The sequence below is a fragment of the Variovorax sp. 01T439_2 genome (assembly GCF_056398445.1).
The window spans coordinates 1-10,102 of record NZ_JBFTPJ010000093.1 but is presented as its reverse complement, the minus strand read 5'-3'; the positions used below and the strand labels follow the sequence as shown (position 1 = coordinate 10,102).

At 64.6% G+C, this 10,102-nt stretch carries 21 protein-coding genes; 16 read left to right on the top strand and 5 right to left on the bottom strand.

Annotation, left to right across the window (positions count from 1 at the left end; all coding sequences use genetic code 11):
- Window positions 1–491: primase/helicase family protein (locus tag AC1DOC_RS06925; protein WP_478129582.1), on the bottom strand; the 491-nt coding region annotated here is incomplete at its 3' end.
- Window positions 492–669: 178 nt separating this feature from the next.
- The gene (locus AC1DOC_RS06920; protein WP_478080703.1) at window positions 670–1,206 is read right to left on the bottom strand and encodes a phage regulatory CII family protein; all 537 of its coding nucleotides are present in this window, start codon (window positions 1,204–1,206) and stop codon (window positions 670–672) included.
- Window positions 1,207–1,238: 32 nt separating this feature from the next.
- Between AC1DOC_RS06920 and AC1DOC_RS06915 the strand changes: the two genes are divergently transcribed.
- Window positions 1,239–1,496, top strand: coding sequence for a hypothetical protein (locus tag AC1DOC_RS06915; RefSeq protein WP_478080704.1), 258 nt, complete (start codon window positions 1,239–1,241; stop codon window positions 1,494–1,496).
- 50 nt (window positions 1,497–1,546) lie between these two features.
- Here AC1DOC_RS06915 and AC1DOC_RS06910 read toward each other — a convergent pair whose 3' ends face one another.
- Window positions 1,547–1,789, bottom strand: a complete 243-nt coding sequence (locus AC1DOC_RS06910; RefSeq protein ID WP_478083794.1) for a Cro/CI family transcriptional regulator — start codon at window positions 1,787–1,789, stop codon at window positions 1,547–1,549.
- Between AC1DOC_RS06910 and AC1DOC_RS06905 the strand changes: the two genes are divergently transcribed.
- From AC1DOC_RS06905 to AC1DOC_RS06835, 15 genes are all read left to right on the top strand, one after another.
- Window positions 1,788–2,543, top strand: coding sequence for a S24 family peptidase (locus AC1DOC_RS06905; RefSeq protein ID WP_478083795.1), 756 nt, complete (start codon window positions 1,788–1,790; stop codon window positions 2,541–2,543). The genes AC1DOC_RS06910 and AC1DOC_RS06905 overlap by 2 nt on opposite strands.
- Window positions 2,544–2,620: 77 nt before the next feature.
- The gene (locus AC1DOC_RS06900) at window positions 2,621–3,172 is read left to right on the top strand and encodes a hypothetical protein (protein ID WP_478083796.1); all 552 of its coding nucleotides are present in this window, start codon (window positions 2,621–2,623) and stop codon (window positions 3,170–3,172) included.
- Between the two features lie 96 nt (window positions 3,173–3,268).
- Window positions 3,269–3,475, top strand: a complete 207-nt coding sequence (locus tag AC1DOC_RS06895; protein WP_478081664.1) for a hypothetical protein — start codon at window positions 3,269–3,271, stop codon at window positions 3,473–3,475.
- Window positions 3,476–3,478: 3 nt separating this feature from the next.
- Window positions 3,479–3,838 (top strand): hypothetical protein, encoded by a 360-nt coding sequence (locus AC1DOC_RS06890; protein WP_478081663.1) that lies wholly within the window; start codon window positions 3,479–3,481, stop codon window positions 3,836–3,838.
- A complete protein-coding gene (locus AC1DOC_RS06885; RefSeq protein WP_478083798.1) occupies window positions 3,835–4,038 on the top strand; it encodes a hypothetical protein in 204 nt (67 codons plus the stop codon). Before AC1DOC_RS06890 ends, AC1DOC_RS06885 begins: the two co-directional genes overlap by 4 nt.
- Window positions 4,035–4,175, top strand: a complete 141-nt coding sequence (locus tag AC1DOC_RS06880; protein ID WP_478129581.1) for a hypothetical protein — start codon at window positions 4,035–4,037, stop codon at window positions 4,173–4,175. Before AC1DOC_RS06885 ends, AC1DOC_RS06880 begins: the two co-directional genes overlap by 4 nt.
- Window positions 4,172–4,588, top strand: coding sequence for a hypothetical protein (locus tag AC1DOC_RS06875; RefSeq protein ID WP_478081660.1), 417 nt, complete (start codon window positions 4,172–4,174; stop codon window positions 4,586–4,588). Before AC1DOC_RS06880 ends, AC1DOC_RS06875 begins: the two co-directional genes overlap by 4 nt.
- The gene (locus AC1DOC_RS06870; protein WP_478081659.1) at window positions 4,585–4,707 is read left to right on the top strand and encodes a hypothetical protein; all 123 of its coding nucleotides are present in this window, start codon (window positions 4,585–4,587) and stop codon (window positions 4,705–4,707) included. Before AC1DOC_RS06875 ends, AC1DOC_RS06870 begins: the two co-directional genes overlap by 4 nt.
- Window positions 4,704–4,877 carry a hypothetical protein gene (locus AC1DOC_RS06865; RefSeq protein WP_478081658.1) on the top strand — a complete coding sequence of 58 codons (174 nt, stop codon included), beginning with the start codon at window positions 4,704–4,706 and terminating at the stop codon, window positions 4,875–4,877. The genes AC1DOC_RS06870 and AC1DOC_RS06865 overlap by 4 nt, the downstream gene beginning before the upstream one ends.
- Complete coding sequence (locus AC1DOC_RS06860; protein WP_478081657.1) at window positions 4,874–5,254, top strand: hypothetical protein; 381 nt, start codon at window positions 4,874–4,876, stop codon at window positions 5,252–5,254. The genes AC1DOC_RS06865 and AC1DOC_RS06860 overlap by 4 nt, the downstream gene beginning before the upstream one ends.
- 10 nt (window positions 5,255–5,264) lie before the next feature.
- Window positions 5,265–5,957 (top strand): deoxynucleotide monophosphate kinase family protein, encoded by a 693-nt coding sequence (locus tag AC1DOC_RS06855; RefSeq protein ID WP_478081656.1) that lies wholly within the window; start codon window positions 5,265–5,267, stop codon window positions 5,955–5,957.
- 2 nt (window positions 5,958–5,959) lie between these two features.
- Window positions 5,960–6,427, top strand: coding sequence for a hypothetical protein (locus AC1DOC_RS06850; protein ID WP_478081654.1), 468 nt, complete (start codon window positions 5,960–5,962; stop codon window positions 6,425–6,427).
- A complete protein-coding gene (locus tag AC1DOC_RS06845; protein WP_478081652.1) occupies window positions 6,424–7,644 on the top strand; it encodes a DNA-methyltransferase in 1,221 nt (406 codons plus the stop codon). Before AC1DOC_RS06850 ends, AC1DOC_RS06845 begins: the two co-directional genes overlap by 4 nt.
- A gap of 8 nt (window positions 7,645–7,652) precedes the next feature.
- Window positions 7,653–8,135: a hypothetical protein gene (locus AC1DOC_RS06840; protein WP_478081650.1), complete on the top strand. Its 483-nt coding sequence runs from the start codon at window positions 7,653–7,655 to the stop codon at window positions 8,133–8,135.
- A 71-nt stretch (window positions 8,136–8,206) separates the two neighbouring features.
- Entirely contained in the window at window positions 8,207–8,473 is a 267-nt protein-coding gene (locus tag AC1DOC_RS06835; RefSeq protein WP_478081648.1) for a helix-turn-helix domain-containing protein, read from the top strand.
- Window positions 8,474–8,519: 46 nt separating this feature from the next.
- Here the strand turns inward: AC1DOC_RS06835 and AC1DOC_RS06830 are convergent, their stop codons facing one another.
- Complete coding sequence (locus AC1DOC_RS06830) at window positions 8,520–9,548, bottom strand: hypothetical protein (RefSeq protein ID WP_478081646.1); 1,029 nt, start codon at window positions 9,546–9,548, stop codon at window positions 8,520–8,522.
- 56 nt (window positions 9,549–9,604) lie between these two features.
- On the bottom strand, window positions 9,605–10,102 hold a 498-nt coding region (locus AC1DOC_RS06825; protein ID WP_478129580.1), incomplete at its 5' end, for a tyrosine-type recombinase/integrase.

The window sequence follows — 10,102 nt, the reverse complement described above, 5'->3', positions numbered from 1 at the left end:
ATCTGCAGGCCGTGCACCCGGCCGGCCGTGTCCAGCATCGGCACCACCATCGCGCCCTGCGGGCTGAAGCGCACGCCATGCGCCCCCACCCCCTTGCGCTGGAGGTAGCCGCTGTCGCCTTGCTCGGAGCACTTGCGCCAGGCGGAGGTGGCTCGGGCCGCCGCGCGATCGGCATCGGCCTGGCGCGCCTGCTCGGCGCGGCGCTTGTCGTCGGCGAGCCGCTTGCGCAGGCTGTCGCGCTGCTCGGCGCTCAGTTCGGTCTTGCGCAGCTCCACCTTCGTCGCGTTGTTGTCCGCGCCGCGCCACACGCCATAGCTCCCGACGATGAGGTCCTCGCCGTTGTCCATGCGGATCTCGTGCAGCAGGTACCAGCCGCGGCGCTCGCGGTCATCAACCACGCGGCAGCGGCGCAGCCGGCCGATGTCCAGGCTGTCCACGATCAGGCCCGCGGCCTGCAGCTGGCCCTGCACGTCGTCGTAATTCGAGGCCATCAGTAAGTTCGCACCCCGCTGACTACACACCGCAAGGGGTTCGAATTACCCTCATCGCCTGAGGCCAGGGAGGACCCACGATCCGGTCGAGGCATCGCACCGAAGTAGTGCTGCCGCGTTACTGACAGCACGCGTCGAAACGCGCGCGTCATCTGCTCGCACGGGGGGGTGGGGTTGCTCATGCCCGCGACTCCGGTGCCGCGCGCATGTGGGAGCGCAGCATGGCAAGTGTGTGGCCGATGGTTGCGATGGCTTCCTGCGCATGGTGGTCGGCGCGACGCACCTGATTGCTCGTGACCGCGCCCTCCCCGTCACGCACCGCATCAGCGATCGCACGGCTGAAGTCTGCGAGTGCCACTTGCATGCGCATGAAGGTCTCGATGGGATCACCGAAGGACTGATCGGGCGTGGCCCGTGTGCAGGTGTGACCCAACGATTCAGCCATCGCATGCAGGATGGCGTAGTTGCCGCTCATGTCCTGCATCGTCACGGCCTCGCGCAGACTGAGGTGGTGCGTGGTGTTCTGCGGGTTTACCTTGTTGGTCAGGGTGTTGGCATTGACGCCCATCCGCAGAGCCATTGCTGCGATGCCACCTGGGTAATCGTGCGCCGTGTTGTAGGCCGCATCGGCGACGTCCTGCCCGTGCACCCTGTTGGGCGCGGGTTCGTCGCCACCATAGGCAAGACGGTCAGGAATTGAGAAAGTTGCTTTCATGCAAACCTCAAGAGAAAGAAAGGGCCCGCCGCATGGACGCAACGCAACCCACCACGCACGAACGAATCGATGCGATCGAACAATTCCTGCAGCAACTCGTGTTGCTGCTCGAAGTGGAGCCCGAGCTGTCGCGCGACAGCATTGGTGCGTGGTTCGCTGTGTGCCAGGCCAGCTCGCGAGCCAGCGGGATCGGGTCGGTGCGCGGCGAGCAAGCGCTGGTGCAGTTGTGCGAGCGGGTGCTGGAGTCGCCGGTCGACGTGCTTCGGCCGTCGGGCGCGTGGCCATCGTGAGCGCCCAAGGAAAACGAGAAGGCAGAAGAGCCGGTCCCTCCTGCTCCTCGTCACGCATTCGCGCCCTCGCCCGCCGCCTGCTGGCGCAAAACTTCCCATGGGACATCCGGACGCAGGTCCTCACACCTCACCTGTCCGCCGGTCAATCGCTCGATCGCCGGACAATGTTCCGCGGGGACACGCCTACCGGCATCCTTCCATTGGCCGACGGCAGCCTTCGTGACCTTCAGCGCGACAGCAAGCGCGGTTTGAGAGCCCACGACCCGCGCCGCGCGTTCAATTGGATGTTCCATGATCAGCATTCCTGAGAAAAGCAGCGAGAAGTCTAGCCATTCTAGACAAACGAGTCAAGAAATAGTTGCCGCGCGTGGTCAAGTAGTTCTTTACCATCGGCGAATGGAACTAGAGAAGTGGGTGCGCGCTGCCCGTAAGCACAAAGGCTGGACTCTCGAAGCGATGGGCGAAGCCCTCGGTCGGAGCAAGGCCACCGCGGGCTTTTGGGAAACCGGAAAGTCGAAGCCCAGCTTTGCCCAGGTCCTGCGCATCGCTGAAGTCACCGGGTATCCAGTTCCCTCGCAGCTAACCCCGAACCTGCCGAACGCGCCCGCAAGTGATGAGCCGGAATTCGCGGGCTATGCACGCGCCTCCAGGCGCGTTCCAGTGGTGGGAACCGCGCGCATGGGCGACGATGGGTTCTACGAGGAAATCAGCAGCATCACCGGTGCCGGTGACGGACACATCGAGATCGCGACCGATGACCCCAATGCATATGGCTTGCGAGTCAAGGGCCAGAGCATGTTTCCCGCGATCCGAGACGGCTGGTATGTCTTGGTTGAACCGAACGGCACTCCCCGCGAGGGCGAGTACGTGCTACTCAAGCTCAAGGACGGCCGGAAGATGGTCAAAGAGCTGTTGTTCCGTCGCCCAGAGGGTATTGAGGTCATGAGCGTCAACGGAGGCGAGCGGCTTTCCTTCGACAACATCGACCTGGACGGAATCCAAGCCGTTGGTGCGGTCGTGTCCCCCAGCAAATACCGGCACGACTGATCGCCAAAGCGCCTCACCCCAGCCATTGCAGATACGATGGCTTGAGAAGGAGGTGAGCGATGCGAGGCACGTACTACATGAGCGCGGCCGTGGTGATGGTGGGCTTGACGGCCGCTGCCCCATCATGGGCGCTGTTTAAATGCGTGGTGGACGGGAAAACCGCCTATCAGGAGCGGCCGTGCGACGGCGCCGCTGCGCAAACGCAAATGCGTGAGGTGGCAAAGCCAGAGCCGCCCGGCCAGGCTGACGGCCTACCAGCAGCGCTGCTGGCTGCGATCAATGCGGGAATCGTTGGCAGCTACCCAGTGCGCGGGATGAATGCCCAGCAGCTGCAGTCGGCGCTGGGCAGCCCCTCGCGCGTGAACGCGAGCGACTATGCCTCCGGCTTTCAGGAGCAGCGAATCTACGAAAGGTCAAACGGAACGTTCTACGTCTACACCGAGAACGGCATCGTGAGATCAAGCCAATTCACCGAAGCCATCAGGCCGCAGGTCATCCAGAGTGCACGCTCGTGCCCAGGTGCATTCGAAATTAAAAATGCCGAGGTTTCCGCCAACAGCATCGCGCTGAACGAAGCACAGCGGAGGGAGAAGCTGGCAATCGTCCAAAACATGCGCGACTGTCGCTGAGAGCAGATTTCTAGTTTCTTTAGAGTTTAAGGAAAGTTTTACTTGACTAACAAAGTCTAGCCAATCTAGACTGTCCATCCCAACACGGAGATGGACATGGCGAAAACTTCTGCAGGTCACCGCAGCTACCGCTGCTTCTTCACCCCCAAAGACGCCCTCGGGCATCTGGCCCCTTCGGACACCGGCGCGCTGCCTTTCGTGCAGCTGAAGGCCGAAAGCGCCGAAGCCGCCTTCATCAGCGCGCACCACGTCACCGGCTGCCCCGTGTCCGACGTCGAGCGTCTCGAAGCCGCCACGGCCTGAGCCATGAAGGCCCCGAGCAAGAAGGCGCGCAGCGTGGTGCTGGCGCCCATCTCGGCCACAGCGGCCGAACTGTTGCACCGCCTGCAGCAGGAAGCCGCCGACGCCGTTGCGCCGGCGCCGGGCACCGTGACGCTGCTCCCGAAAGGCGCGCTAAAGCCGTCGAGCGCGTGCGACGGGACCTATCTCGCCGCCTATGGCGCGGGCCACTACAACTCGATCACGCTGTTCCAGAACCACGGCCGCCAGAGCCAAGCCAAGTGGAGTGGCACCGAGGTGCGCTACGACACCGACGGCCAGCGCTGGGAGCGCAGTATCCGCGCCGTCATCGACGACTTCGGCACGCTGGTCGAGGTGAATCTGTGAAGCCGGCCGTTCGCCTCTGTACGCCCACCGGCTCGCGCGCCATCACGCGCAAGGCTGCGGCAGGCATGCTGCGCGCCACTCGCACGCTGCAAGAGCGGCGCATCGGCTACAGCGTGGTCTACAGCCGCGGCACGGGCATCGTGCGCGGCGAAGGCCCGCGCGGCGACTGGCAACTCGAGCATGTCCGAGGTGCCGCATGAACGCGCTGCTGTTGCTCGACACCGAGCTATTCCTCGAAGCCTGCGACGTCGAGGTATTCGACGACGAAGAACAGGCGCAGCAGGCCGTGGCCGAGTTCCTCGCGGTCGAGGAATTGGTGCTGGAGCAAACATCGTGAGCGCGCTGCACACGCCGGGGCCGTGGCGGTGGGAGTTGAACGAGGAGCACAAAAGCCTGTCGCTCGTCGGCGGGAAACCTCAGTTCGATCTGACCATCATTCAGCCGACCCGCTGGGGCATGGGCAGCGCAACACTGTTCGTCCGCGACACCGCGCACGACGGGATGAACATCCTGCACAAGCTCCACGAGCGTCGCGATTGGATCAAGCCCTTTCCAGGCCGCACCCATCACGTTCGCTGGTGCGCTAGCGCGGCGCATCCAGACATGGCCTTAATCGAGGCCGCGCCCGATTTGCTGAGCGCCTGCAAGGGTCTGCTCGAGCGATATCGCGTTATGGGCTGCGGCGAAGGCATCGAAGCCAGCGCGGCTGTGCTCGCCATCGCCAAGGCTACCGGGAGCGCATCGGCATGAGGACGTCACCTGTGCAGCCCGCCCCGGGCCCGATCAAGACCGCCGCGATGCTCGCGACGCCCGCAATCGTGGCCGCCGTCGGCGCGGCCATGCTCGTCTACGGATGGTGCACACCATGATCGTCATCGTGCAACCCACGCGCCCGCGGCGCCCGCGCACGCCGGTGCCAACCGGCCCAATCGGCGGACTCACCGACCCGCGCTTCAAGTACGCCGAGAGCGTCGCCACCGACATCCGCAAGACCTTCCGCCGCGTGCGAGCCGAGCAGAAGAAGGGAGCGCTGCTGTGAGGTCTAACGGCGTGTTCTTCCTGCGCGGGCGCCCCACCTGTGCGCGCCAGTCGGCCGCGGCAGATGCCGGGCCGTGTTGGATCCTCTCGCTTGGCGAACGCACCAGTCCGCGCGGCGTGAGCCTGTTCTACGCCGTCTGGCGCGGGCCCGAAGCCGAGCGCTTCATGGCCGCCAACCCCAACCTGCGCGCCGGCGACTGCCTGCGCCTCGAGCTGGACCGCCTGCACGCCACCAACAACGAGCTGCGCGGCTACGTCATGCGCTGCGAACTCGCGCCGCCCCGCTGGCCCGAGCCACCCCACACCGAAGGTGCCGACGGCACTGCCGGCGCCCCTTTCGCGCTCACGTCCAACAGGGCAGCGAGCCACATCCACTGAATCCCAAACCATGCAACACATTCTCGGACTCACCGGCTTCGCAGGCGCCGGCAAAGACACAGTCGCAGACCTGCTGGTTGCGCACGCGCGCTTTCGCAAGCTGGCCTTCGCCGACGCGCTGCGCGCCGAGGTGGCCGAGGGCTTCGGCGTGCTGGTAAGCGACCTTGCTGAGCCTGCAGCCAAGCATCGGCCCGCGTCGGCGCTGTCGATGCGCCGCGCGCCGCGCGACTTTCTGGCTGCCGTGGTGCTGTCGCTCAGCGCTGCAGCGCCCGACCACCGCACGCCGCTCAGCAACGAGTGGCTCGATCAACCGCGCAGCCCGCGACAGATCCTGCAGTGGTGGGGCACGGAGTACCGCCGCGCTCAGCACGACCGCTACTGGACCCGCGCCATGCTCTCGCGCCTGGTCGGCTATCAGCGAGGCGGCGAAAGCCGCTTCGTCATCACTGACGTGCGCTTCGACAACGAGGCGGATACGGTGCGCGGCGCGGGCGGCTCGATCTGGCAGGTGACACGCCCGGGCTGCGATGGCCGCGCCGAGGGGGCGCACGTCAGCGCCACCGACGGCAGCCGATTCAAACCAGATGCGGTCCTCGCCAACCTACACGACGTGCGCCACCTACAGGGCCTTGTGCTCACCGAGTTCGTCGCGCGCGATTGCGGGCTGGACCCGGCGCGCGTATCTCTCACCGTGAGCGCTTGACCATGATGCCCTCCGTTCTTACCGACCCACTGGCCGCAGTGTTGCGCACGGTGGCGCTGGCCGACTTCTGCGAGCCCTCCACCATCGCCAAAGTGATCGGGCACGCCGTCGCAGAGCAACTCGAGCAGCTGCGCGCCGCCGGCCTGGTGATGCGCAACGCGGCACGCCGTGCCGATCGCACCCGCACCATGCTCTACACCATCACGGCGATCGGGCGACACCACCTGCACACCTTCGACGCGGGATTCCGCGCCCGCGAGTGCGCCACGGGCGGCGTGCCGGCTGTCGCCACGGTGCGCACCGCACACCTGACTGCTGGCGGCGTGTACACCGGCGCCGAACTGCGGCCCTACGACGGCCGGCCGGGCGCCATGGATGCCTTCGCGCTGCCCAGCCGCATGGGCAGCCGGCTCATCTATCGCTCGGGCGAGGTCGCGCGGTCGCAGATCGACGGGAAGGTCGCGGTGTGAACGAAGCCTTCGCCCTTCATCGCGGCAGCTGCGCCGACGTCATGCGGGTCATGCCGCCCGCGAGCGTGGATGCGATCGTCACCGACCCGCCCTACGAGCTCGGCTTCATGGGCAAATCGTGGGACGCGAGCGGCGTCGCGTACAGCGTCGAAATGTGGGCTGAAGCCCTGCGGGTGCTCAAGCCGGGCGGGTTCATGCTCGCCTTCGGCGGCTCTCGCACCTACCACCGGATGGCCTGCGCGATCGAAGACGCGAAGTTCGAGGTTCGCGACCAGCTCATGTGGATCTATGGCTCGGGGTTCCCCAAGGGTACGGACCGCAAGAAGGTGCCGGAGGACTGGGCCGGATGGAACACCGCGCTGAAGCCCGCACATGAGCCAATCGTGCTCGCCCGGCGTGCTCCGGTCGGGCCGCTCGGCGCCAACCTCGCAGCCCACGGCACCGGCGCCCTCAACATCGATGCGTGCCGCGTGGGCGACGACGTGCGTACAGCGACACCGCGCGACTTCGCGCCGATGTCCAACAACCGTTTCGGCGATCCCACTGTGACAGACAGGGGCGAGCGGCTCGAGGCGCGCACATACGTGGGCCGCCACCCGGCGAATGTCTTGCACGATGGCAGCGCCGAAGTACTCGCGGCGTTTCCGGACGCCCCAGGCCAACAGGCCGACGCCAGCACCGATGCGAGCGCGCGCAGTACCCAGAACGTCTACGGCGCCATGTATCGCGGCCGAGGCGATGAACCGAGCGCCCACAGCGAAAACAGCGGCGGCGTCGGGTTCAAGATGCGGCCGGGCGCTCGTCGCCTTGACGAAGGCAGCGCGGCCCGATTCTTTTACTGCGCCAAGGCCAGCGCGGAGGACCGCCATGAAGGCCTGTCGCACCCGGGCCTGCAATTCCAGAAGGGCAGCACGCTGCGCGACGCCGAGCGCGTGGGCGCGGCGCGCGGCGGCAACTTCCACCCAACCGTCAAGCCCACCGCGTTGATGCGATATCTCTGCCGCCTGGTCACCCCCTCCCAAGGCGTAGTTCTCGACCCGTTCATGGGCTCGGGCAGCACGGGCAAGGCAGCCCTGCTCGAGGGCTTTCGCTTCATTGGCATCGAGCGCGACGAGGACGAATCCGGCCGACCGCTCGGTTACTTCGACATCGCACGCGCGCGCATCGCTTTCGCCGCGCGCATGGGCCATCAACCCTCGCTACTGGAAGCCGCATGAAGCGCCGAGTGAAGAACCTCACCAGCTGGGCCGAGACCATCGCCGCACGCCAGCCCATGGCGCAGGCCGTGGCCGACGACGTCATGGCGAAGCTCTACAGCGCGTTCGGCGACCTGAAGGCCGGCAGCACCGACGACGACCTGTTCGACCGCCTGGCCGCCGCGATCAACGTGGGCATCTTGCGTGCCGAGCAGATCGCTCCGACTTGCGTCGCCGCGATGCTCGGGGCCCGCGAAGCTCTCATTCGATGCGACCACATTCGCGGCCGCCATGGCCGTTACGGTTTCGACGGTCCGGGCTTGCTGGCTATGGCCGCGGGCCTCGAGGTCTACGAAGAAATGGTGCGCAACAGCACCCCACAGCAGATGCGACTGGCGATGACTGCCTCGATCGCACGAATGCTCAAGCAGGTTGCCGAACCGCCGCTGACCGCCATTCAGATTGACGCGATGGACAGCACCATCCAACCACTCACAGGACCGCAGCAATGATGCCGCCCGAGTACATCAACACGAAGCCTTTTCCGCTGGTCCGAGGGCCAGCAAGCAAGCCTGCTACAAGCATGAGCGACGAGATTCTGAACAAGGACCAGGTGGCAAGCATGCTCGATTGCGAGCCGTCGACCGTCGAAGAGAAAGCCCGCAATCACGAATTGCCGGGCGTGAAGATCGGTCGCAGCTGGCTCTTCCCCCGCCAGGCGCTGATGCAACGGCTCAACGAGATGGCGCTGGCCAAGCCGGTGCCCACGCGACCGCAGGGGATCATCAAGAAGCGCGAGACGCTGCGCGGCCCACCCGTCCTGCCACCGCTACCGCCGCTTGCCAACTAGATCTGGGGGTGAAAGGCTACAGCTTTGCGCCTTCAAGGCCTTCAGCCTATTTTCCATTTAGGCGGCGCGCCTTTAGCAGGTAATAGAGTCCAGACCGCTGCGACTCGTTTTGCGCATTTTGGATCTTAAGCCCCAACACCCCCAGTCCGCCCAGCGCCATTACTATCGCTAAAGGAAGACTCGTTGACGCCGCGGCCAGTACTGGGCTCACAAGTACGCCAACACCAAATGCGTTCTCGAGAGTGAGCACCCTGGGCTTGTTTACGGCCGCCTCGAGGTCGCTGAGTGCAGCGGCGACTTCGGTGCGAACAAGAATTTCGGCTTTTCGTTGAATTTCTTCGGCTGTAGCATCGGTTTCAAGCATCCCTGCAAGAGTTGCGGCGAGCCGAGCGATGCTGGAACGAAACGCTCGGAGCTGCGGCTTGAGCTCCTCGCGCGCTTCTACTATGGATGCAGGCGTCAGCGCGGGGACTTTGGGAAGTGCGAACTCGACGCATTTGAGCGCCAGCACACTGGCAAGCAATTGGGGGGTGACGCTTCCCCCGTCCATTGGAACGACCGGCAAATTGCTGTCGTTCACAAGTGGCAAACCTTTCTCAGCGGAATAGAGAACGGCATTCGCCATGTAGTTAAGTGGATCAGGATGGTCAATGTATCCCCCACCGGGCAGCCCTTTGTGCGAGCCCGTCATGAACGTTGGCTCGACACCCTGTGGGTATGGGCCAAAAAGCGCCTCGTTGAGGCGATCTCGCAATTCCTTCGCCCGAGTCAGATCCCCGCCGAACATTTGCCCCTTATGCCCAGTGAAACTGCAAAACGTCTGGAGATGAGGAAGGTTTGGCAAAGCGCGGAGTGTGCCAACAGTAATTGCTGTGTCGAGATCATTGAATCGAAGAGCTTCGATCCGATCGGCCTCCTTCCGTACCTCCCCAGGGTCGTAGCCGTCCAGCGGCAGGTAGACATTAGGAAAATATATTCGGTCGAATACCAATGCCAGCGCCGTAAGGCTGGCTTTGCTACTTGGAATCGGGGCCGAATAGTAAACCGCCTCGAGGTTGAGAACATCAGAATGCACGCGTTGTTGCCTCCTACGGGCAGTGTAGCTGCGGGGCCGGCACGTACGTCGGTGCGCTAAATGAGCCGATCCGCTAAGTCTTCGCCTCGGAGCGAGGCGTATCTCAGCATCATTTTGGTGTCGGTCCACCCCATGATCTTGCAGATCTCAATCTCATTGAAGATCCAGCCACGATCGCCCTTGAGCGTCATCCAGCGGCAGCAAGCCTCGTGCCTCAGATCGTGCTCGGTGAAGTTCGGCACGAGCGCATAGTCGAACAGGGACGTGAAACGCGCGGACAGTCTGGCCGTGCACTTCTTTAGATCGTCGGTGGTGCCGTCCCAGAATGGGAACAGCAGCCCTTTCCGCCCTTCGCACCAGGCGATCAGCTTTGCACGGAGCTCGCGCTTCAATGGCACTGTGCGCAGCTTGGCCGCGCCGTGGTGGCCCTTAGTCCCCTCAATCCTTAAAAGCCCACGGGCGGCGTCCACCTGGTCGACTCTCAGCCGATACGCCTCACGTAGTCGCAGTCCCGTGTCGATGATCAACGAGAACAGAAGCTCAAAGGCGGGGTC